Raw genomic sequence first — 22059 nt, 5'->3', positions numbered from 1 at the left:
ACAATTGGAATTTAAAAAATAAAAAAATATGCTGTACTATTTATTTGAATATTTTGATAAAACATTGGATCTTCCAGGAACAGGAGTTTTCCAGTACATCACATTTAGGTCAGCTTTGGCATTTATGCTTTCGTTGCTTCTATCGACTATTTATGGTAAAAGAGTAATTAACTTTTTGCGTCGTCAGCAAGTAGGAGAAACTGTGCGAGAACTTGGTCTTGCAGGTCAGAATGAAAAAGCTGGTACGCCTACAATGGGTGGATTAATCATCATTTTTGCTACTCTTATTCCGGTTTTATTATTTGCAAGATTGCATAACATTTATATTGTTTTGCTAATTGTAACTACATTATGGATGGGAACAATTGGTTTTGTTGATGATTATATCAAAATATTCAAAAAAGATAAACAAGGGTTAAAAGGAATCTTTAAAGTTATTGGACAAGTTGGTCTTGGTATTATCGTTGGAGCAGTTCTTTATTTTAATCCGGCCGTTACGGTAAGAACTGATACTGGTCGTACAGATGTATTTAAAACTGCTGCAAATTCAACAGTTATTGTGCCTGCAGGTGTCGAAGAAAAATCTACAGCAACAACAATTCCTTTCGTAAAAAACAACGAGTTTGACTATGCGGAAGTATTGTCTTTTATGGGTGATGGATATGAAAAATGGGCTTGGCTAGTATTTATTCCCGTAGTAATTTTTATTATAACAGCAGTTTCAAATGGTGCTAATTTAACGGATGGAATTGACGGACTAGCCGCAGGAACCTCTGCAATATCTGTCCTCGCACTCGGGATTTTTACATTCGTTTCAGGTAATATCATTTTCTCGAATTATCTGAACATTATGTATATCCCCAATTCGGGAGAAATGACGGTTTTTATCTCTGCCTTTGTGGGTGCGCTTATTGGATTTCTTTGGTACAACTCATTTCCAGCATCGGTTTTTATGGGAGATACGGGGAGTTTGACTATTGGAGGAATCATTGCGGTTCTAGCAATTGCTGTGCGTAAAGAGATATTAATCGTTTTATTCTGTGGAATTTTCTTAGCAGAAAGTGCTTCAGTAATTATTCAAGTAAGTTATTTTAAATATACGAAAAAGCGTTTCGGAGAAGGACGAAGAATTTTCCTGATGTCACCGCTTCATCATCATTATCAGAAAAAGGGATATCATGAAAGTAAAATTGTAACCCGTTTCTGGATTGTAGCTGTGATGCTGGCCATTTTATCAATCATTACCCTAAAATTAAGATAAATGAGATTAGTAGTTTTAGGTGGAGGAGAAAGCGGAGTAGGAACCGCGATCCTCGGTAAGAAACAGGGTTACGATGTTTTTGTATCGGATTTTGGAAAAATAAAGGAAAGCTATAAAGAAGTTCTTATCATTAATAAAATTGCTTGGGAAGAAGAGCGGCATACGGAAGATTTAATTCTAAATGCTGATGTGGTGATGAAAAGCCCTGGAATTCCTGATAAATCCCCGATAGTTAAAAAACTCATCGCAGCAGGAGTAAAGGTGATTTCGGAAATTGAATTTGCGATTCCTTACACAGACGCAATGACCATTGGGATTACCGGAAGCAATGGTAAAACTACTACCACAATGTTGACACATCACTTGTTGAAATATGCAGGATTAAATGTTGGATTGGGTGGAAATATTGGAAAAAGCTTCGCCTGGCAGGTGGCGGAAAATAAATTTGATGCCTACGTTCTTGAATTAAGCAGTTTTCAGTTAGATGGAATAATAAATTACAGACCAGATATTGCCATAATAACCAATATAAGTCCGGACCATTTAGATCGATACGAATATAAATATGAAAATTATATCAATTCGAAGTTCCGAATAACGATGAACCAGACTGAGAACGATTATCTCATTTACGATGCAGACGATGAGGCAAGTACAGAATGGTTAAAGAAGAACAAAACAAAAGCAAAACTAATTCCTTTTTCATTGACGAAAAAATTTGATGAAGGGGCTTCTATAAATAACAACAAAATGGAAATAAAGATCAACCAAGAAGAGTTTACAATGGATACAGAACACATTGCGTTAGAAGGAAAACATAATATGAAAAACGCCATGGCAGCAAGCTCTGTAGCTAAATTGATGCAAATTAGAAATGCAACGATTCGTGAAAGTCTATCTAATTTCCAAGGTGTTGAGCACCGTTTAGAAAAAGTACTAAAAATACAAAACGTTCAATATATCAACGATTCAAAAGCAACAAATGTAAATGCTACTTTCTTTGCTTTGGATAGTATGAATGCTCCAACAGTATGGATTGTTGGAGGTGTTGACAAAGGAAACGATTACAACGAATTAATGTCGTTGGTACGCGAAAAAGTAAAAGCAATTATCTGTCTTGGAATCGATAACCGTAAAATTATCGATGCTTTTGGAAACGTTGTTGATATTATGGTTGAAGTAAATAATATGAATGATGCAGTAAAAACTGCTCAAAGATTAACAGAAAAAGGTGATGTAGTTTTATTGTCTCCAGCCTGCGCAAGTTTCGATTTATTTGAAAACTACGAAGACAGAGGAAAACAATTTAAGCAAGCGGTACACAACTTGTAGAAAAGAAAAAGTTTCATGTTTCAGGTTTCAAGTTAGAAGAAACGTGAAACCTGAAACAAGAATAACCTGAAACAAAAAGATTATGAAGGAGCTGGTAAACAAACTAAAAGGAGATAGGGTAATATGGTCATTCGTGGCCTTATTGGCGTTGTTTTCGTTTATGCCTGTTTTTAGTGCTAGTAGTAATTTGGCCTATATTGGGCATGGAACAGGAAATACATTGGGATATTTGGTAAAACATCTGGCGCATATCTGTATTGGTTTTTTAATCATTTACTGGGTGCATAGAGTTCCATATCATTATTTTAGAGCGATATCAAAAATTGCGCTTCCAGTCGTTTGGATTTTATTGATCTATACGCTTTTAAAAGGAACTGTAATTGCAGGAGCAAATGCAAGCCGTTGGATTCAGGTTCCTTTTATCGGAATCACATTTCAGACTTCAACATTAGCAGCAATCGTTTTGTTTATTTATGTGGCACGTTATTTATCTAAAACCAAAGAAGAAAATGAGCCTTTTCAGACCTCATTGATTCAGCTTTGGATTCCAGTGTTCATTACGTTAATATTGATTTTACCAGCGAACTTTTCAACTACAGCGTTAATCTTTTCAATGGTTTTAATGCTGACATTTATTGGAAAGTATCCTTTAAAATATATTGCTTTTATCATTGGTTCAGGAGTTGCAATGTTGGCATTCTTCTTATTAGTTGCAAAAGCTTTTCCAGATTCAAGGTTCTTTAGCAGGGTTTCAACTTGGGAAAGCCGTATTACGAATTTTACAACAGATAAACCTGATGAAGATGATTATCAGATTGAGAAAGCAAAAATTGCAATTGCATCTGGAAAATTAGGAGGATTAGGTCCTGGAAAAAGTGTTCAAAAAAACTTTTTGCCGCAATCTTCTTCCGATTTTATCTACGCTATTATTGTAGAAGAATACGGTTTAGTTGGAGGAGTTTCGATAGTAATTTTATACTTATTGTTATTGTTCCGGTTTGTAATAGCTTCTCATAAAGCACCAACTATATTTGGAAAATTAGTCGTCGTTGGTGTCGGTTTTCCTATGATATTTCAGGCTATGATCAATATGGCGGTTGCCGTGGAGTTATTGCCAGTTACAGGACAAACGCTTCCGTTGATAAGTAGTGGAGGAAGTTCGATTTGGATGACTTGTCTTGGTCTCGGAATTATCATTAGTGTGACAAGAAAAGAAGAAGAAATTGCTGAGGATAAGCTTGAGAGAGAAAAACGAAAAGAAGCCTTACAGCGATTAATAGATAAAGAAATGGCAGAAGAGGATTTGCCTGCAGATGAAATATACGAAGAAGAGCCAATGTATTCCATCGAAGATAGTTCAAGAAACCCTATGAATGCGGTTTTAAACAAATAGGATTAGAATATAAAAATTTTTTAAAAAGTTGTAATTTTTAGAACGATGACAAAGTATAAATTCATACTTAGCGGAGGAGGAACAGGAGGGCATATCTATCCTGCAATTGCAATTGCAAACGAATTAAAATTACAATTTCCTGATGCAGAATTTCTTTTTGTAGGTGCCAAAGATAAAATGGAAATGCAGAAAGTGCCTCAGGCAGGTTACGAAATAAAAGGTCTTTGGATTGCTGGTCTGCAGCGAAAATTGACATTACAAAATTTGATGTTTCCACTTAAACTAGCAAGCAGTTTATTGGAATCAAAAAGAATAATTAAAAAGTTCAAGCCAAATGTGGTAATTGGAACAGGCGGTTTTGCTAGCGGACCCTTATTGCAAGCGGCAGGTTCGGCTGGAATTCCAACAGTGGTTCAAGAGCAGAATTCTTATCCAGGAATAACAAACAAATTGTTAAGTAAAAAAGCAAATGCAATTTGTGTGGCGTATCAAAATTTAGAACGTTTTTTTCCAAAAGAGAAAATTGTTTTAACTGGAAATCCAGTTCGTCAGGATTTAATCGATATTGAAAGCAAACGTGATGAAGCAATTGCTTTTTATGATTTAGATCCGAACAAGAAAACGTTGCTGGTTTTAGGAGGAAGTTTAGGAGCAAGAAGAATCAATCAGTTAATTGAAAAAGAATTGCAAAATTTTCTTTCTCAAGATGTACAGGTAATCTGGCAATGCGGAAAATTATATTTTGAAGAATATAAAAAATACAATCAGCCAAATGTAAAAGTGGTTGATTTTATTGAAAGAATGGATTTTGTCTACGCGGCATCAGATGTCATAATTTCACGTGCTGGAGCTTCGTCGGTGTCAGAATTGTGTATTGTGGGAAAACCAGTCATTTTTATTCCATCGCCGAATGTAGCTGAGGATCACCAAACTAAAAATGCGCAAGCAATTGTAGACGAAAAAGGTGCGATTTTGTTGAAAGAATCTGAGCTTGACAGTCAGTTTAGCATTGTTTTTGAAGCGCTGCTGAAAGATTCAGGAAAACAGAAACAACTAAGTGATAATATTAAAAAACTGGCAAAACCAAAAGCTACTCAAGATATTGTAGCAGAGATTGTGAAGCTTATTAAGCTATAAGCTTTAGGCTATAGGCAGTAAGCTTTATGCTGATTAAAAGAATATAAGAGAATCAAATAATGTATAGACAAAAGTCGGAAGCTTAAAGCTTAAGGCTTAATGCTTAAAGCAAAAAAAGAAATGAATTTAAATCAAATACAAAACGTTTATTTTATTGGTATCGGAGGCATCGGAATGAGTGCCCTGGCTCGTTATTTCAAGTTTATTGGAAAACAAGTTTCAGGTTACGACAAAACTCCTTCCATGCTAACTAATGAATTGATTGAAAGTGGTATAGATATTCATTTTGAAGACAATATAAATTTGATTCCAACAGATTATTATGTTGAAAATACGCTAGTAATTTATACGCCAGCGGTTCCAAAAACACATTCAGAATGGAATTATTTTGTTGAAAGACATTTTGAGGTTAAAAAACGTGCCGAAGTTCTTGGAATTATAAGTAGAGATACTTTCTGTTTTGCAGTTGCAGGAACACACGGAAAAACTACTACGTCTAGTATTTTGGGGCATATTTTGTTTCAAAGCGGTGCCGATGTAACGGCTTTTATTGGAGGAATTGTTGAGAATTATAATTCTAATTTAATAGGAAGCGGAAAAACAGTAACAGTTGTAGAAGCAGACGAATTTGACAGATCATTTTTGCATTTGCGTCCAGATATTGCTTGTGTAACTTCTATGGATGCAGATCATTTGGATATTTATGGTACAAGTGATGCAATTGAGGCTTCTTTTAGAGAATTTGCTTCAAAAGTTGAAGATAAAAACAATCTTTTTATAACCAAAGAGTTGCCTTTAGATGGCGTTCAATGTGCTATAAATGAAGATGCTGTATATAAGGCTTATAATGTTCGAATAGAAGATGGAGCTTACGTTTTTGATGTGCAGACGCCTTCAGAAATTATGAAAGATTTACGTTTCGGATTGCCTGGAAAACATAATTTAATGAATGGATTAATGGCTATTGCGATGGCTAAGACTTTCGGCACCCCGACCGATTCTATTGCAAAAGCCATTGCTTCATTCAACGGGATCAGAAGACGTTTTTCGTACCAGATTAAGAGTGAAAATTTAGTTTATATCGATGATTATGCACATCATCCAACAGAGATAAATGCTGTTCATCAAGCAGTTAGAGAATTGTATCCAGGGCGTAAAGTGCTGGCAATTTTCCAACCACATTTATTTAGTAGAACAAGAGATTTCGTTGACGGATTTGCCGCAAGCTTATCGCAGTTTGATGAAGTGTTTTTGATGGATATTTACCCTGCAAGAGAGCTTCCGATGGAAGGAGTGACTTCTGAGTGGCTTTTGGGTAAAATGACAAATTCGAATAAAAAAATTGTTGCAAAAGAAGATTTATTAGGTGAAATCAAAGCCAGTGATGCACCTATTATTGTAACAATTGGAGCTGGTGATCTGGGAGAAATGGTTCCGTCAATTAAAAAGATTTTAAATGAAAATATTTAATTGGGCAAATATTAGATTAGTACTTATTTTCGGACTAGTTCTTTTTCTATATTCTTTCGCACAGCATCGAAATGGCGATCGAAAATTGAAAAAATCTATGGTTGTTTTTGTAGGAGAAAATACGCTTTTTGTGAAGCCGGAAACGGTTAATAAATTGTTGATAGAAAATAAAAGAGACGCTTCCAGTATTAGAAAAGATGAACTAGATTTGAATAAGATAGAGAAAACCCTCGATACGCAAGAGATGATTGAGAAGTCAAATGTTTTTGTAAGTATCGATGGAGTTCTAAAAGCAGTAGTAAAACAGAAGACGCCCATAGCAAGAGTTTATGATGGCGCCGCTTCTTTTTATATTGACTATGAGGGAAATAAAATGCCCTTATCAGACAATTTCACTGCGCGAGTTCCTCTTGTTTCAGGGGCAATAAATGAAAAAAATAACGAAGATTTAGCAGCTTTATTTCGCACAATTTATGACGATGCGTTTTTGAAAAAAAACATCATTGCTATAGAGATTATGCCGAATGGAAGCTTAAAAATGTTTAATCGTAACTATGATTACTTCATAGATTTTGGCAGAACGATGAATGTTGATAAGAAATTTAGAAACTATAAAGCGTTTTTTCAAAAAGCGGTTTTAGATAGTTCGTTATACAAATACAAAAAAATTGACCTTAGGTTTACGGAACAAGTAGTTTGCACTAAATAATAGAAAATGGAAAAAGATAACATTGCAGTAGGTCTAGATATTGGAACAACCAAAATCGTTGCCATGATTGGCAAAAAAAATGAATATGGTAAGTTGGAGATTTTGGGCATTGGTAAATCCAAAAGTTTGGGTGTTGCCAGAGGAGTAGTAAACAACATTACGCAGACGATACAATCGATACAGCAAGCGATACTCGAAGCAGAAAATAATTCAGGTTATAAAATTAAAGATGTTGTTGTGGGTATTGCCGGACAGCACATCAGAAGTATTCAGCATACAGATTATATCAGCAGAAATAATCCAGAAGAAGTAATTGGCGAAAAAGATATTCAACTTCTAATCGATCAGGTAAACAAACTGGCGATGTTACCGGGAGAGGAAATTATTCACGTTTTACCACAAGAATTTAAAATCGACGGGCAATCTGAAATTAAAGAGCCAATCGGAATGTACGGCGGAAGATTAGAATCTAGTTTTCACGTTGTAGTTGGACAGGCATCTTCAATCAGAAACGTTGGAAGATGTATTCAGAGTTCAGGAATAGAATTATCTGGTTTAACATTAGAACCATTAGCTTCGGCAGATGCTGTTTTAAGTCAGGAAGAAAAAGAAGCTGGTGTTGCGCTTATCGATATTGGAGGCGGAACAACAGATTTGGCTATTTTCAAAGATGGTATCATTCGTCATACAGCTGTAATTCCTTTTGGAGGAAATGTCATTACAGATGATATCAAAGAAGGATGTTCTATTATTGAAAAACAAGCTGAACTTTTAAAAATTAAATTCGGATCTGCTTGGCCAGGAGAAAACAAAGACAACGAGATTGTTTCAATTCCAGGTTTAAGAGGAAGAGAGCCAAAAGAGATTTCGCTTAAAAACCTATCAAAAATTATCCATGCGAGAGTTGTGGAAATTGTAGAGCAGGTTTTTGCAGAAATTAAAGCTTATGGGCACGAAGATCCTCGTAAAAAGTTAATCGCTGGAATTGTTTTAACAGGTGGAGGTGCACAATTAAAGCACATTAAGCAACTGGTAGAATACATTACAGGAATGGATACTAGAATTGGTTATCCGAACGAGCATTTGGCTGGAAACTCTAGTGAAGAAATCTCTAGTCCGCTATATGCAACCGCAGTAGGATTAGTAATGAATAGTATCGAAAACAGTTCGCAAAGCGCTGTTAGATTGGAAATGGTTCAAGAACAGCCAAAAGTTGTTTACAGAACTGTTCCGCCAGTACAGCGATACGAAGTTGAAGAAAACTACGTTGAGAAAGTAGAAACCATTGAAGAACCTAGAGAAACCGTAACTCAAAGGGTACCTAAAAATGAATCTACTGAGACCAAAATAAGAAGATCATTTTTTGATCGATATGTCGACAAAATCAAAGAATTTTTAGACAACGCAGAATAATAAAAAGAGAAGGATTATTTCTTGCCCCAAGTCAAGAAGTAAAAAATGTACTTAATAAGAATTTCAAAAAACCAAAAAGATGATGAGCAACTCAGAATTTGGAAGTATTTCATTTGATTTACCAAAAAATCAATCAAATGTAATCAAAGTAATAGGTGTAGGTGGAGGCGGAAGTAACGCAATTAACCACATGTTCAAACAAGGTATTAAAGGCGTAGATTTTATCGTTTGTAATACCGATTCGCAAGCGCTTCAAAATAGTTCAGTACCCAATAAGATTCAGTTAGGAGTTAATTTAACTGAAGGATTAGGAGCAGGAGCAAATCCAGACGTTGGACAGCAGTCGGCAATCGAAAGTATTTCGGATATTGAGAAAATGCTTGATAAAAATACTAAGATGGTATTTATTACTGCTGGTATGGGTGGAGGAACAGGAACTGGTGCAGCTCCAGTAATTGCTCAATTAGCAAAAGAAAGAGAAATATTAACTGTTGGTATCGTGACAATTCCGTTTCAATTTGAAGGGAAAGTACGTCAAGAGCAGGCGATTATTGGAATCGAGAAATTGCGTAAGCAAGTCGATTCTTTGATTGTAATCAACAACAATAAATTAAGAGAAGTATATGGAAATCTTGGATTTAAAGCAGGATTTTCTAAAGCGGATGAAGTTTTGGCAACAGCCTCTAGAGGTATTGCCGAAGTAATTACGCACCACTATACTCAGAATATCGATTTACGTGACGCGAAAACTGTTTTGGCTAACAGTGGAACTGCGATCATGGGATCTTCTGTAGCTGAAGGCGACAACAGAGCTAAAGATGCTATTGTTTCTGCTTTGGATTCTCCATTGTTGAACGATAATAAAATTACAGGTGCCAAAAACGTATTGTTGCTTATCGTTTCTGGAACTAATGAGATTACTCTTGACGAAATTGGAGAAATCAACGATCACATTCAAGATGAAGCTGGTTACAATGCAAATATCATTATGGGGGTTGGTGAAGACGAAACTCTTGGTGAAGCTATTGCAGTAACTATTATTGCTACAGGTTTTGATGTGGAACAACAAAATGAAATTGTAAATACAGAACCAAAGAAAATCATTCATACGTTAGAAGATGAGCAAAGAAGTGTTCATAATTTAACCAATAAACCGCTTGCTTCTTTTGACCTAACTGTTGATACACCGACAGCAAAAGTAGAAGATAAAGTTGTTTTTGATTTAGTTGACGATGATGAAACATTTACTCCAACTGCACAAGCTGTTGCTCCAGCAATTAATCAGGAAGAGTTAGTGGTAATGTCTGAGTTTATCAAAAATCTAGATGTAACTTTCGAAATTGTTTCGCCAATTACAGATATCGATTTTACAATTTCATCTCCTGAGGCGCCAGCTGTTCAGCAAGTACAGCAACAACAGCCAGTTCAACCAGTGCAGCAACAAAGAGTTTTTGAAAAAGAAGAACAAACAACATTCTCTTTTGACCTTCCTTTGTTTAAGCAAGAGCCTGTAAGAAGAGAGCCAGTTATTGAGGATAACAGAGTTCTGTTTGAATTGACAAATGAAACTCGTGAAATTAAAGTAAACGATCCAGTGCAATTTGTTCCTGTAACTGAAGTTTCAGACAACGGAATTATTAAATATTCTCTAGAAGAATATATGGAAGTTGAAAACGATTTATTGGCTTCTAAACCAGTTGAAAAAGTAGTTGAACCTACAATTCCAGAGGAATTAAATATTACATTGAAACCAAGAGTTGATTTTGCAAGTCAGCCTGATATTTCAACAACTTCTGAAGTTTCTCCTTTAGAATTAACTATTGAAGAAACATTGCGTTTAAGAGCAGAAGAAAGAAGAAAGAAGCTAAAAGAGTTTAACTATAAATTCCATAACAATGTTTCTAGAATTGATGAGTTGGAAAAAGAACCAGCTTACAAAAGATTAGGAATAGATTTGTCTAACTCTCAGTCTAATAATACAAATTCTAGAATATCTGTTGGAACAGACAGTAATAATGATTTACAATTGCGTTCAAACAATTCATTTTTGCACGATAACGTAGATTAATTTTTAGAATCATAATATTGGGTAACCCGAAAATTGGATTTAATTTTCGGGTTATTTTTTTTATCTTCGCACAGAATTTCAAAATTTGACTTCCTAAATAGGTTTTTAAAGTGAATCTTATTATCACCCTGAGCGAAGTCGAAGGGCTAAATTAATATATCAATTAATAAGCACTAGCTTATTCAAATAAAATATAAACATGAGTTTACAAACACAAATCATGGACGAAATCAAAACGGCCATGAAAGCAAAAGATACGGTAGCTTTAGAAGCTTTAAGAGCTGTAAAATCTGAATTGTTATTAGCTTCAACAGCTTCTGGATCTAAAGAAGATTTATCTGAAGATGAAGAAATTAAATTGCTTCAGAGATTGGTAAAAACTCGTAAAGAAAGCGCAAGAATTTTTACAGAGCAAAACCGTCCAGATTTAGCAGAACCAGAATTGGCTCAAGTTGCTGTAATCGAGAAGTTTTTACCAGCTCAATTAAGCGAAGAAGAAGTAGAAGCTGTAGTAGCAAAAATCATTGCTGAAACAGGAGCTTCTGGAATTGCTTCAATGGGTAAAGTAATGGGATTAGCATCTGCTCAATTAGGAGGAACTGCTGAAGGAAAAACCATTTCTACAATTGTAAAGAAATTACTTTCGTAAATAATAATTTTAGAGTTCAGATTTTAGATTTAATCTGAATTCTAAAATCTATAATCTAAAATCATAAATAAACTGACCTCGTAGTTCAACTGGATAGAATATCAGATTTCGGCTCTGAGGGTTGGGGGTTCGAACCCCTCCGGGGTCACTAAAAAATCAAAAGCCTGCAAAGTATATATTTTGCAGGCTTTTTCACATCAGTTTTATGGTTGATATCATTCTTAAATCAGTCCCATTCTTTGGATCTAAATCATTCATACAAAGTCATCATTCTTTAAGCTGTTGCCTGAATTCATTGTAGTAGCTGTTGAAGATAGTGTTTTTTCTATTCCTTGTTCCAACCAAATATAGACATCAAAAGAAAAAATATACCAAACGCAAAAAACCATCCAAAATTCCAAGATTTATTTTCGGATTTACTCAAATTATTATCGGATAAACTTAGATAATCAGATTTGGCAGATTTTACACTTTCTACGTTAATATTTTCATTAAAAAAATACTTGTCGCCAAATGTCAAAGAATCAACTTTAATTAACTTTTGTCTGTAGTCTGATTTATTTATTCCCACAAAAATTGAATCTCCTATTTTTATTTCTTCTATTAATTTTTTGACATAAGTTGCTTTCATAGCATCATTTCCACTTATTCTAAAAATTAAATCAGGATACATTTCTAATTTTATTTCAATGGATTTATGCTTACCCCTAGTTAATTTTATTCTCTCTGATGTTCTATCTTTTAAGACAAAAATATCATTACTTTTTATATCTTCAACGTGCAATGCATTGTAAGCCCAATAAAACAATAAAAGTGAAATAATAAAAAAAGCAATTGCTAGTTTTTTATTTATTCTTTTTTCAATTAACTCCTCTTTTTGCGTATCTCTATTTTTGATTAGCGCAATTTTGTGTTTTATTTCAAAATAATTTTCAAAATAGTCGCTTGATATTTTTATTTTTTCTCCATTCTTAAAATATACTATTATTTCTTCCCAATTTTCAAATTTTCCTTTATACTGTTTTTCTGTCCATCCATCAATTTCATCCAGATTATATACTTTATTTTTCATGAAGGATGATGATTCAATTATTTCATTTTTTGTAAGGCAATAATTTTTAATTGAAAATAGATTGAGTAAAATTAAAACTATGACTATGAGAGACAATATGAACAAAATCAAACAAAGGTTTTTTGCATTGTTTTTAGGAGTATAATTAACAAAAGTTAGGATTGCAATTAATATAAATAATAGCAAACCAAAAAAATGGTCTTTCCAATAGTATTTTTTCTTTTTAGTGATAAGATAATTTTCAGTCAATTTCAGTTTCTTTTAAGATTGTCTTTAACCTGTATATAGTCTGACGTTGTCAGATGTACAAATAAGATAAAATAGGATTGTGCTATGTACAATATTATTCTTTTGTTATCAAAAATAGGATTTTTATTGTATAAGGAATCAAATCGGCAATTACATGTCATTTAAAATCTTCAAATCTTGCATTAGCTGGTTCGAATTATGTACCGTCAAGGTCACCATAAAATTTGAAAGCCTAAGAATGTATATTCTCAGGCTTTTTTTATGGTTCAAAAATACATTCTTAACTTTGGTTTCAATATTATTTTACAAATCAAGGAATCTTTAGTTGAAACAATATCATAGATCCAAAAGCATGACAAAAGAAGAGTCTATTAAAGAGTATTATTTTAGAATTAATAAGAGTATAGATTATATTAAAGAAAACCTTCATGAAGAACTTTCTTTAGAGAAATTGGCTGTCCTTTCAAATTTTTCAAAATTTCATTTTCATAGAATTTTCAAATCAGTTACAGGAACAACAATTAATGATTTTATTAAAAATGCAAAAATTGAAAGAGCCTTATTCTTCTTAATGAACAATCCTTCCAAAACGATTAGTGAAATAGCTATGGAATGTGGTTTTTTAAGTATTTCGTCTTTCTCAAGAGCTTTTCGTGAAGTTAAAGAGCAAACACCTTCTGAATGGCGAAAGTTATATAAAAATAGCAATATTGGTATAATGGATAGCAATATTGGAAAAATGCAGTCCGAAATCGAAAACTACCTTGCACTCAAATTAAATAATTTAAAAAATAATGAAATGAGTGAAACTATAAAACTTGATTTTGAAGTCAAAAAGCTGGATGCATTTAATGTTATTTATATTCGAAATCTGAATATTCACAAACATGATAGTGAAACATTTGAAGACATGTTTAAACAGCTTTTTAGCTGGGCTTCTCCAAGAAATTTGGTGAATTTTCCTGAAACTAAAGCATTAACTGTTTATAGAAGTAATGCTAATTTATCGGGAATGCTTCAGGCAGATGTTTGTTTGTCTGTTCCTGAAAAAATAGTTGGAGAAGGTATAATTGGCAATACAACAATAAGTGGCGGATTGTATGCTATTTTCCATAAAGAAGCGCCAATGTCTGAATGTTTTAAAACATGGAATTACATTTACGAGGTATGGTTTGAAGAAAATGGATATCAGCCAGATAATAGAAATTTCTTTTTAAGCCATTTAAATGATCCTAAACAGCATCCTCAAAATCATCACATTATTGATATCTACATACCAATAAAATTATTGTGATGATTATGAAATTGTCATTTAATGTCTCATTTTCCCTTTCGGGGATTGGTTTGCGATTTAATTTAAGAATGAAGTATTTTTAAATATTATATCTAAGTATTTAAACTAAGATGTTACTTAAATAGAAAATAAGCATTAGATTAAGCAGCTATTTAAAAACCTGAGAATGTAGATTCTCAGGTTTTTTATGGTTTGAAAATTTTTTAAATTTCTTTAGTTTAAAAGTGCCTAGAATTAAAAAAGATTTGGTTTGAACCTTGGCTGGCAATTCTACTTATTAATTTGATTGTTTCTTAAAGTGTAAGTTACCAGATTTTTTATATTCTGATGAGTATTATTATACTTTTTATTTTCCAATTCGAAGTTCAATTTTTTTAATATTGATACGGAATTAATATTGTCAGAAGATGGAAAAGCAGTTATTATTTTTGCTTTTATTTTTTGAAACGTATATTCTATAATTTTTTTGATTGCTTCGGTCATTATTCCTTTTCCTTTAAATTCACTTAACATTTCATATCCTATTTCTACAATTTCATTTTCAATATCAAAATTCCATAAGCAAACTGAACCAATTAGGTTGTTATTTCCTTTTTCGGTTATGACCCAATAAATGCATTCATTTTTTGCTATTAAATTTTGCATTTTAATTATGTATTCTTCTGCTTTTTTTAAGTTTGACGAATTGTCTCTTCCAACAAATGCATTTACAATTGGATCAGAATGTAATTTATGAATTAAAACAACATCCGTGTTTTCAATATTTCTCAATATTAATCTTTCGGTAATCAGTTTAGGGAAATCTTTAAAATTCAATTCCATTCTATATTTTTTTGATTGATTTTTTTATATGAAACTTTGGCTTTTGTTTGACACTAATGAGTTAATACTACAGAAAACATCAGACATATTAACCGATATATCTCATAAACTTTTCGAGGTTTATTATTAATTATATTTTATTTCTTTTTAGAATTTTTAATGATATAATAAACCGAAAATACAAAGACAATGCTATAAATAACTGCCATTGCTGGATTCTCAAATTTTAGATTCTGAAAGTCAAATTGCTTGTATAAAGTGACGCCTAAAGTGATGGCTACTATCCAAAAGACAAATGTAATAGGTTGGTTTTTATTTTCCATAATTAGATTGTTGGTTGTTAAAGATGTTTCAGATTTCGCTTTATAGATTGAATTTTTAAACTATTTAGAAATACTTTTTTAAATGAAAAGGACAAAAAAGATAAAATTCTTCCTTGTCCTTATATTTTTTTAGAATTTAAAGAATATTATAAAGTGGGTTTAAATTTGCTTATTCCGCTAAATTCTTTATACTCTGAATATATGTCAATACCAAGAAGTATCCATTTTCTAGTTCCTCCAGCCTGATATTCAAAGGTGTTTTTCTGTCCTGTTTTATTTATAGTAATGTACTCTGTAGACCATTCTGTACCAAAAGAGTATCCAGTTCTTGGAATCAATGCTGAACGAGCATTTTCGCCATCGCAAATAACGTACAATTCGATTTTTGAAAAGAGATCATCTTCAAGAGTAGTTTTTGAAAGATAGGTATTGCGATTTGAAAATTGTTTTTCGGTTTCGCTATTTTCAAATTCAAATTTTTTATCTTTTTGTTCATTGCTTGGTCTTGTAATAAAAGATAAAGCAAAAAAAGAAAAGAGAATGGCAACGGATAAGCCAACTTTTTTACGAATCTCTGCTGCTTTTTTTGCACTAAAAATAATAAGCATTAAAACAAGTGCAATGTTTAGTATTCCCCAGATTAACTCTATCATAATTTTATTTTAGATATATCAAAAGTACATTTTTATTTCAAAAAATAGGATAATCCTTATTTTTAATTATTGGTCGCAGGGTGACATTATTTCGAAACGATTTATTTTCTAGAAAATAAATTCTCAACAACCCAAGCCGGACCAATCAATAAAAACTGAAGATCTTTTAAGAAAGAAGGCTTTTTGCCTTCAATATTATGCCCGTAAAATTGTCCGATCCAAGCAATAACAAAAACGCCGATTGAGAATGCCCACAACGGTACAACTTGTCCGATATAATAATTGATAACTAAGCAGATTCCCGAAAACAAAGCAATTTTAATCGCCATTGCAACAGATAATCTAATGTAGAAAACCAATACAAAAAGCAGAACCACAAAAGCCCAGTTTTCGATAATAGGTAAATTTAGGTTTAAAGTATTGGCAATAATTCCGCTTGGAATACTCATTAACAAGCCAACGATAGAAAAGAAAATTGCGGGAACGCAAATGTAATGAATCGCTTTATTGGTTGGGTTCTGATGACTTACGGCATATTCTGCAAACCATTGGTCTAATGTTCTCATTGTTTGTGGTTTTAGGGTTAGATGCGTAAATCTAATAAAATTTCTTTTAGCTTTTACTGTGCTGAATTTTCATTATTTCATCTACAATCGAAATGGCTTTTTCTAAAGTAATTCCGTTTTCCTGATCTAAGGTTAAAGGATGATTTTCTTCAATCATTTTTATTTCTGGAATTAATCCTAAACCTTGTTCAATGGCGATTGATTTTAAAGATATGGTTTTGCCGTAAGTAGGAACATCAGTCTGCATCCAGCCAAAATAAGGCTCTTGGTGAATTCTGTTTGGATCTTCCCATAAATCCATTCGAAGACAGAAATTATCTTCGCTTATTGTTGTCCATACATTAAAAACCAAGTCTTCATGATAGTCGATTATCGGAATTGTCAATCTTCCTCGATGAAAAAAATGTTCTTCATCCACATAACACCAATTTCCTCCAAATTCAATTCGTTGTTCTCTTTCTTCTGGTGGAATAGCAAAATAATAAGCAGGAAATTCATTTCCAAAACACAAAGGCATTTCGTCAAAAACTTCGCCACAACAAGAACATTTGTAAGTATACATCTTTAGTATTTTAGAGCATTTGCATTTTGATTGTATTGAAAAACATTGTCCCACAACTCATCAATAGCGATAAGTGCTTCATTTAACGGAATCACATCCCATTTTCCGTTAGTTTCTGTTCCTAATCCTATACTTTTTAGTTTCAGTAAAGCATCGTTTACGTCAAAATCTAAATCGGTGTTTAGTTTGGTCTTAAACCAAGATTCAATTTGATTGTCTAGTTCTTCGGCTGTTAAAGATTCTTCGCTTTCGTGTAAAAATGTATAAGCAAGAATGGTTTCTTTCAAGGCTTCTTCTTCAGAAGAATTTAGTAAAGAATAAAACGCACCGCTATTGTTGCCGACGTTCTTAAAATACAAACTGTCAGAAAGCGTTTTAGAGTATCTGATTTTCTTGTTTACGAAGTTGTTGTATTGACGGAAACAATAAGCACTTAAAATTCCTAATGCAATTAAACCTTGATTTAAGGAAGTTTTACTGTTTAGTAAATCGATGGTTTCGCCAGTCTGATAAGCTTCATACATATTAATCAAGGCTGGAATTACTTTGGCGCTTAATAAAGAAAGTCCGCCAAAGAGGCCTGGAACCCAAAGCAGCAATTTATCTTTGAGAGACATTTTCGGAATGGCATTCGGAAAAATAGTTTCAAGATCGTTTTTAGGAACGCGCTTAAAAATTTTCAGAGCAATAGAACCCGGATCAATTGGCATTTTACCTAATTTGACTTTCTTCTCTTTCAGGTAATCTGCTTCGCTGTAATTAAGATATATTAAGACACGATCATAATATTCAATTTCAACTTCTTTGGTCCAAAAAAAGTATTTTTTGACCTTTTCTTTCGCTTTATGATGTCCGCGTGCATAAAGTTCGAAATCTTTAAAAGCATTAAAATCGATAGAAAGATCCAATCCAATCAAATCAGATTCATTAAAAGCGTCGTTTAAAGCTTTTTGATTAATTCTGTAGTAATTACCACGCTCGAGAACTTTCAGCAATGTTTCTTTAAAAACAGGAAAATCACTTTTATTGATAAACTGTTCACGTTCTTTTTCGCTTAAATCGGGATCATAAAGCGCGTAATGCTGTTTTAGATTTCGGTTAAGATTAAAAGATTCATAATGATAATAGTGTTCGATAATTTCGAATAACTTTTTAAAATCATCAGCCTTTTGTGCGTTTTCGGCAAACGCAGTAATTTGCTTTTCCAGTAAGAATTCTTTGTTAAACGGAATATAATGTTCTCTAGTCATGCGGACTTAATTTCTTGGCTTTTACAGAACGCAAAAATACTGCCTGAAATTTGATTTTAGGCTTTATGCGTGATGTTTTTTTAACGCAAAGAGCGCTAAGAATTTTTAATGGAGAGACTTAATAAAACCGCAAAGCTCGCAAAGCTAGACAGAAATGCACTTTGTGCACTTTGTGTTTTAAAAAAGATTTTAATTGTTGTCTAATATTCAAATATAGCCCGCGGTTTTAACCGCGGGAATGCCCAGAGATGTGTTGTGATATGGATTGTGTCCCGTGGTTGAAACCACGGGCTATGTTGAAATAAAATTCGCAAAGCTTTGTGTAGATAAAGCTTTGCGTGATCAAAAACTTCTCAAAAAAAACTTTGCGAACTTTGCGTTATCCTTAGCGCTCTTTGCGGTAAAAAAAAACGATTAAGTAGGTAAACAAAAAAAAAGTGAAATTTCCAATCGGTACCAGCGATTTGAAATTCCACTTTCTGTTCCAAAAAAAAAGTGACAAAAAATTAAAAAGCTCTCTATTAGAAAACCTTGCCTAAACTAAAAATTATTCACTACAATATTAGCACAAAACAAAATGATGGCTACGAGTATTTATACCTGTTTTTGTAAATGATCAAAGATTTTGAATAGTTAGAGCGCAAAGGTTATTGCAATACCGATTTCTTTAATTCGATTACACCTTGAATATATTTTATTAATTCTTCTTTAGTAACTGCAAAAGGAGCTTTTTCGGCTTCGAAGTTTAAATAGAGATTAGCAATACTTTCGGCATCAAGATTTTGAGCGAGGTAATGATGCTCTGCATATTCTATAAGATGATCTACAAAACGTTCGCGCTGTTTTCCTTTTTCGACTGTTTCTAGATCGCCTTCTTTTATTTTTTCGATTACAGATTCTGGTAAATCAATTGTGAGATACATGCAGTCAACAGCAACTTTTGAGAGCAGTTCTTTAGGCACTTTACCTGTTGCATCGCAGTATGCGCAAGGCGCTGGAACCCATTTTAATTGACGGTTTAAACGGCGGATATCATCCCAATCAACAAATCTTTTTCCAAGACATCTCGGACATTTTGTATCTGATCTTCTAAAAAAATTAAAAATGCTCATTGGTTTGTAAGTAGCTTAATGGTTTGGTTGGCGCGAATTTAAATAATTAAGTAAGAAAAGTTTCTTGGTTTACGATTTTTTTTAAGAAAATAATTCACAAAATCCCAATTTTATACAATTGGCATTGATTTAAAACAAATAAAAATAACGATTGCTAAAATCTGAAATCCCTGTAATTACTTGGCATACGAAGTTTTGGTCTTGTATTAGATTTAGTACAAAAAGGAAATGTGTATTGCTTTTTTAGTTGTGAGAAAAACGATACTTTTGTTTGATAAAAAGGTGTTTTTATTGAAATAAAAAACTTTGAAGAATTTTAAATATCTTTGAATTATGAGCACAGCAACAAAACCAAAACATATTGGCAGAAATATCAGCCGAATTAGAGAGCTTAGAGGTATGAAACAAGAAGCGCTTGCTATTTCTATTGGAGTAAGCCAGCAATCTATTTCTAATATTGAGGGAAGTGAAACTATCGATGACGAAAGACTAAATAAAATTGCCGAAGTTTTAGGCGTTTCTGCAGAGACTATTAAGAATTTTAGTGATGAAGGAGTATTCAATTACTTTAATACTTTTAATGAACCTAATTTTGCAAATAGTAATGGTGCTTTTGGTCAAAATAATAATTGTTCATTCAATCCAATCGAAAAGCTGATTGAATCTTATGATGAAAATAAGAAGCTTTATGAGCGTTTATTAGAATCGGAAAAAGAGAAAATTTCTTATTTGGAAAAGTTGCTTAAAGAGAAATAAAATATTATAAAAACAAAAAAAGAGACTTTTAAAGTCTCTTTTTTTGTTTCTGTTTTTCCTGAAATATATACAAATACTTCTCAAAAATTACCTAATTATCTAAATTGACAAATTATCTCATTAAAAAAGATTATCTCATTGACAAATTATTTAGCAGAATCTGATACTTCCTTCCCACAGGAATAATATCGCCATTTGACATCGTAAGATTTTTGGATGTAACAGCAGAAATTTTAGTTGTATTTACAATATAAGATCGGTGAACTTGAAGGAAATGCGCACAATCAATTTCGGCACTTATACTCGCAAGCGACCCGTAAATGACAATAGGAGATTTTAATTTGCAATTGTACAATTTCATGTAATTACCCAGACTTTCGATGTATAAAATATCAGAAAGAGGCGTTTCAATTACTTGTCCGTTGGAGCGGTAAGAAAGCACTTTTTCGTCGTCGCTGTTTTCTTTTTTAAGATTATTTCCGGAATGATACGTTTTGGCTTTTTCTATTGCCTTTGAGAATTTATCGAACGAAATAGGTTTCATTAAATAATCAATAGCATCGTTTTGGTAGGCCGAAAGCGCAAAGTCAGAATAAGCCGTTGTCACAATCGTAATGGGGCGTTTGGGCTGAAGTTCCATTAATTCTACACCCGAAATTACGGGCATATTAATATCTAGAAAAATAATATCGTATTGGTTTTCGTTGAGCAGTTTTATGGCTTCCATACCATTAAAAGCACTTCCAGAATGTTCTAGTTCGTCAAATTTGGAGATATGCGAAATCAGGGCTTTGTGTGCCGGCGATTCGTCATCGATTATTAGACAGCGGTAGGTAAGTGCCATATATTCAATTTTACGATAAACATCTCTTTATCTTTTTTACAGCTCAAATCGTGTTTTAGACCGTATACTTCTAGACGTCTTTTTAAGTTTTCAATTCCAATTCCCGTGCTCGAAAGGCGCGATCCCGAATCGAGATAATTGTTTTTTAAAGTAAAAGTAACGCTTCGGCAATTTACCTTCAAATCAAGATTGATAAAAGGTTCGGCAGTTTCGGCAGAAAACTTCACTGCATTTTCTACCAAAGGCAGAAAGAACAAAGGCGGAATTTCGATTTGATCGTGAACACCTTCAATTTTTTGCGTTACAGCTAGTCTTTCGTTTCTAAACGTATAATATTCAATGTATTTTTTAATGAACGCAATTTCTTCCTGCATTAAAACATAATCTTTTTTAGAAGCTTCAATCTGATAACGCAACATGTCTGAAAGATTCAATATTCGATCTGGAACTTTTTCTGGTTCTGCTAGAGCTTCTCCGTAAAGATTATTCATTGCATTTAATAAAAAATGCGGATTGAGCTGCTGTTTTAAAAACGAAAGTTCCGATTTGAAATTCATAATATCTTTATCGGCTTGGCTCATTTTTTTGCTAATAACAATATGCAGGAAATAAAAAAAACAGCCGTTTATAATAAGCGATACAATCTGAAGGGCTTTTAAATTTCCTAGCTCCACAAGCGGGAGGAACCAATTCATGAAGAAATAAAAACAAGTCCAATATACTGCTAGAAGCGTGAAAAAGATTTTGAATCTTTTATGGAATAAAAAAGGCTTAATGATGCAGATGTTAAAAATCGTAATCCAGACAATACACGGAAAATAGCCCATGGCAATTTTGCTGAGAATAAAAGTCCAGCTATGTCCGTCGAGTTTTACTTCATCATAAATACAGGCGAAAATAACTAAATAAACAAGTGTGTTTACTATTAGGTTTCGTAGAAAAAAATTCTGGTAGATTTTTGCAATTGTCATAGTGGCAAAAATAATACAATCGTATAGTTTGTAAGTATTTATAAAGAAAAATTTATACCAACGCCATTCGTATAAATCGTACGCCATTGGTATAAAATTGCTGTTAAAATAGCGGTTTCTCCTTTATTTTTGAATTCGAATTTCTATACTCTT

Annotated in this window: 21 protein-coding genes and 1 tRNA gene; 12 read left to right on the top strand and 10 right to left on the bottom strand. The window is 32.9% G+C overall.

Annotated elements, in window-relative coordinates:
• Positions 1-28: 28 nt before the first annotated feature.
• The 10 genes from mraY (at position 29) to AAYQ05_RS09580 (ending at position 11580) form a co-directional block, all read left to right on the top strand.
• A complete protein-coding gene (gene mraY, locus AAYQ05_RS09625) occupies positions 29-1261 on the top strand; it encodes a phospho-N-acetylmuramoyl-pentapeptide-transferase (RefSeq protein ID WP_343542952.1) in 1233 nt (410 codons plus the stop codon).
• On the top strand, positions 1262-2593 hold the full coding sequence (gene murD, locus AAYQ05_RS09620) for a UDP-N-acetylmuramoyl-L-alanine--D-glutamate ligase (RefSeq protein WP_343542951.1): 1332 nt from the start codon (positions 1262-1264) through the stop codon (positions 2591-2593).
• Between the two features lie 82 nt (positions 2594-2675).
• On the top strand, positions 2676-3986 hold the full coding sequence (locus AAYQ05_RS09615) for an FtsW/RodA/SpoVE family cell cycle protein (protein WP_343542949.1): 1311 nt from the start codon (positions 2676-2678) through the stop codon (positions 3984-3986).
• A 45-nt stretch (positions 3987-4031) separates the two neighbouring features.
• A complete protein-coding gene (gene murG, locus AAYQ05_RS09610) occupies positions 4032-5123 on the top strand; it encodes an undecaprenyldiphospho-muramoylpentapeptide beta-N-acetylglucosaminyltransferase (protein WP_343542948.1) in 1092 nt (363 codons plus the stop codon).
• Positions 5124-5243: 120 nt separating this feature from the next.
• Complete coding sequence (gene murC, locus AAYQ05_RS09605; RefSeq protein ID WP_343542947.1) at positions 5244-6593, top strand: UDP-N-acetylmuramate--L-alanine ligase; 1350 nt, start codon at positions 5244-5246, stop codon at positions 6591-6593.
• Positions 6580-7302, top strand: coding sequence for a cell division protein FtsQ/DivIB (locus AAYQ05_RS09600; RefSeq protein ID WP_281631262.1), 723 nt, complete (start codon positions 6580-6582; stop codon positions 7300-7302). Before murC ends, AAYQ05_RS09600 begins: the two co-directional genes overlap by 14 nt.
• A gap of 6 nt (positions 7303-7308) precedes the next feature.
• The gene (gene ftsA, locus AAYQ05_RS09595; RefSeq protein ID WP_343542946.1) at positions 7309-8715 is read left to right on the top strand and encodes a cell division protein FtsA; all 1407 of its coding nucleotides are present in this window, start codon (positions 7309-7311) and stop codon (positions 8713-8715) included.
• A gap of 79 nt (positions 8716-8794) precedes the next feature.
• Positions 8795-10783 carry a cell division protein FtsZ gene (ftsZ, locus tag AAYQ05_RS09590; RefSeq protein WP_343542945.1) on the top strand — a complete coding sequence of 663 codons (1989 nt, stop codon included), beginning with the start codon at positions 8795-8797 and terminating at the stop codon, positions 10781-10783.
• 199 nt (positions 10784-10982) lie between these two features.
• Positions 10983-11432, top strand: coding sequence for a GatB/YqeY domain-containing protein (locus tag AAYQ05_RS09585; protein WP_008467137.1), 450 nt, complete (start codon positions 10983-10985; stop codon positions 11430-11432).
• A 74-nt stretch (positions 11433-11506) separates the two neighbouring features.
• A tRNA-Arg gene (locus tag AAYQ05_RS09580) sits at positions 11507-11580 on the top strand.
• A gap of 177 nt (positions 11581-11757) precedes the next feature.
• On the opposite strand, the gene AAYQ05_RS09575 is transcribed toward AAYQ05_RS09580, so the two are convergent.
• Positions 11758-12504, bottom strand: a complete 747-nt coding sequence (locus tag AAYQ05_RS09575) for a hypothetical protein (protein WP_343542942.1) — start codon at positions 12502-12504, stop codon at positions 11758-11760.
• 601 nt (positions 12505-13105) lie between these two features.
• Between AAYQ05_RS09575 and AAYQ05_RS09570 the strand changes: the two genes are divergently transcribed.
• On the top strand, positions 13106-14047 hold the full coding sequence (locus AAYQ05_RS09570) for an AraC family transcriptional regulator (protein ID WP_343542940.1): 942 nt from the start codon (positions 13106-13108) through the stop codon (positions 14045-14047).
• A 270-nt stretch (positions 14048-14317) separates the two neighbouring features.
• Here AAYQ05_RS09570 and AAYQ05_RS09565 read toward each other — a convergent pair whose 3' ends face one another.
• From AAYQ05_RS09565 to AAYQ05_RS09535, 7 genes are all read right to left on the bottom strand, one after another.
• Positions 14318-14863, bottom strand: coding sequence for a GNAT family N-acetyltransferase (locus AAYQ05_RS09565; RefSeq protein ID WP_343542938.1), 546 nt, complete (start codon positions 14861-14863; stop codon positions 14318-14320).
• 143 nt (positions 14864-15006) lie between these two features.
• Complete coding sequence (locus AAYQ05_RS09560) at positions 15007-15192, bottom strand: hypothetical protein (protein WP_343542936.1); 186 nt, start codon at positions 15190-15192, stop codon at positions 15007-15009.
• Between the two features lie 146 nt (positions 15193-15338).
• Positions 15339-15845, bottom strand: coding sequence for a hypothetical protein (locus tag AAYQ05_RS09555; RefSeq protein ID WP_343542934.1), 507 nt, complete (start codon positions 15843-15845; stop codon positions 15339-15341).
• 101 nt (positions 15846-15946) lie between these two features.
• Positions 15947-16411, bottom strand: a complete 465-nt coding sequence (locus tag AAYQ05_RS09550; protein WP_343542932.1) for an Mpo1 family 2-hydroxy fatty acid dioxygenase — start codon at positions 16409-16411, stop codon at positions 15947-15949.
• Between the two features lie 46 nt (positions 16412-16457).
• Positions 16458-16973, bottom strand: coding sequence for a DUF2199 domain-containing protein (locus AAYQ05_RS09545; protein WP_343542930.1), 516 nt, complete (start codon positions 16971-16973; stop codon positions 16458-16460).
• 2 nt (positions 16974-16975) lie between these two features.
• The gene (locus AAYQ05_RS09540) at positions 16976-18223 is read right to left on the bottom strand and encodes a TMEM143 family protein (protein WP_343542928.1); all 1248 of its coding nucleotides are present in this window, start codon (positions 18221-18223) and stop codon (positions 16976-16978) included.
• Between the two features lie 647 nt (positions 18224-18870).
• The gene (locus AAYQ05_RS09535; protein ID WP_343542926.1) at positions 18871-19335 is read right to left on the bottom strand and encodes a hypothetical protein; all 465 of its coding nucleotides are present in this window, start codon (positions 19333-19335) and stop codon (positions 18871-18873) included.
• Positions 19336-19668: 333 nt separating this feature from the next.
• Here AAYQ05_RS09535 and AAYQ05_RS09530 point away from each other — a divergent pair, with 333 nt between their 5' ends.
• On the top strand, positions 19669-20091 hold the full coding sequence (locus tag AAYQ05_RS09530; RefSeq protein ID WP_343542923.1) for a helix-turn-helix domain-containing protein: 423 nt from the start codon (positions 19669-19671) through the stop codon (positions 20089-20091).
• A gap of 130 nt (positions 20092-20221) precedes the next feature.
• Here AAYQ05_RS09530 and AAYQ05_RS09525 read toward each other — a convergent pair whose 3' ends face one another.
• Both AAYQ05_RS09525 and AAYQ05_RS09520 read right to left on the bottom strand, forming a co-directional pair.
• Positions 20222-20935 (bottom strand): LytR/AlgR family response regulator transcription factor, encoded by a 714-nt coding sequence (locus AAYQ05_RS09525; RefSeq protein ID WP_343542921.1) that lies wholly within the window; start codon positions 20933-20935, stop codon positions 20222-20224.
• Positions 20911-21993, bottom strand: a complete 1083-nt coding sequence (locus tag AAYQ05_RS09520; protein ID WP_255463037.1) for a sensor histidine kinase — start codon at positions 21991-21993, stop codon at positions 20911-20913. Before AAYQ05_RS09520 ends, AAYQ05_RS09525 begins: the two co-directional genes overlap by 25 nt.
• Positions 21994-22059 lie beyond the last annotated feature (66 nt).

The organism is Flavobacterium movens, from assembly GCF_039581425.1.
Classification (GTDB): domain Bacteria; phylum Bacteroidota; class Bacteroidia; order Flavobacteriales; family Flavobacteriaceae; genus Flavobacterium; species Flavobacterium luteolum.
Note: the sequence above shows the minus strand (reverse complement) of the source record. Positions and strands in the feature narration are given on the sequence as shown.

What these genes read in the sequence shown, in the direction of transcription:
- mraY (WP_343542952.1), top strand. Translation starts at nt 29, where the DNA reads ATGCTGTACTATTTATTTGAATATTTTGATAAAACATTGGATCTTCCA.
- murD (WP_343542951.1), top strand. Translation starts at nt 1,262, where the DNA reads ATGAGATTAGTAGTTTTAGGTGGAGGAGAAAGCGGAGTAGGAACCGCG.
- AAYQ05_RS09615 (WP_343542949.1), top strand. Translation starts at nt 2,676, where the DNA reads ATGAAGGAGCTGGTAAACAAACTAAAAGGAGATAGGGTAATATGGTCA.
- murG (WP_343542948.1), top strand. Translation starts at nt 4,032, where the DNA reads ATGACAAAGTATAAATTCATACTTAGCGGAGGAGGAACAGGAGGGCAT.
- murC (WP_343542947.1), top strand. Translation starts at nt 5,244, where the DNA reads ATGAATTTAAATCAAATACAAAACGTTTATTTTATTGGTATCGGAGGC.
- AAYQ05_RS09600 (WP_281631262.1), top strand. Translation starts at nt 6,580, where the DNA reads ATGAAAATATTTAATTGGGCAAATATTAGATTAGTACTTATTTTCGGA.
- ftsA (WP_343542946.1), top strand. Translation starts at nt 7,309, where the DNA reads ATGGAAAAAGATAACATTGCAGTAGGTCTAGATATTGGAACAACCAAA.
- ftsZ (WP_343542945.1), top strand. Translation starts at nt 8,795, where the DNA reads ATGATGAGCAACTCAGAATTTGGAAGTATTTCATTTGATTTACCAAAA.
- AAYQ05_RS09585 (WP_008467137.1), top strand. Translation starts at nt 10,983, where the DNA reads ATGAGTTTACAAACACAAATCATGGACGAAATCAAAACGGCCATGAAA.
- AAYQ05_RS09575 (WP_343542942.1), bottom strand. Translation starts at nt 12,504, where the DNA reads ATGAAAAATAAAGTATATAATCTGGATGAAATTGATGGATGGACAGAA.
- AAYQ05_RS09570 (WP_343542940.1), top strand. Translation starts at nt 13,106, where the DNA reads ATGACAAAAGAAGAGTCTATTAAAGAGTATTATTTTAGAATTAATAAG.
- AAYQ05_RS09560 (WP_343542936.1), bottom strand. Translation starts at nt 15,192, where the DNA reads ATGGAAAATAAAAACCAACCTATTACATTTGTCTTTTGGATAGTAGCC.
- AAYQ05_RS09555 (WP_343542934.1), bottom strand. Translation starts at nt 15,845, where the DNA reads ATGATAGAGTTAATCTGGGGAATACTAAACATTGCACTTGTTTTAATG.
- AAYQ05_RS09550 (WP_343542932.1), bottom strand. Translation starts at nt 16,411, where the DNA reads ATGAGAACATTAGACCAATGGTTTGCAGAATATGCCGTAAGTCATCAG.
- AAYQ05_RS09545 (WP_343542930.1), bottom strand. Translation starts at nt 16,973, where the DNA reads ATGTATACTTACAAATGTTCTTGTTGTGGCGAAGTTTTTGACGAAATG.
- AAYQ05_RS09540 (WP_343542928.1), bottom strand. Translation starts at nt 18,223, where the DNA reads ATGACTAGAGAACATTATATTCCGTTTAACAAAGAATTCTTACTGGAA.
- AAYQ05_RS09535 (WP_343542926.1), bottom strand. Translation starts at nt 19,335, where the DNA reads ATGAGCATTTTTAATTTTTTTAGAAGATCAGATACAAAATGTCCGAGA.
- AAYQ05_RS09530 (WP_343542923.1), top strand. Translation starts at nt 19,669, where the DNA reads ATGAGCACAGCAACAAAACCAAAACATATTGGCAGAAATATCAGCCGA.
- AAYQ05_RS09525 (WP_343542921.1), bottom strand. Translation starts at nt 20,935, where the DNA reads ATGGCACTTACCTACCGCTGTCTAATAATCGATGACGAATCGCCGGCA.
- AAYQ05_RS09520 (WP_255463037.1), bottom strand. Translation starts at nt 21,993, where the DNA reads ATGGCGTACGATTTATACGAATGGCGTTGGTATAAATTTTTCTTTATA.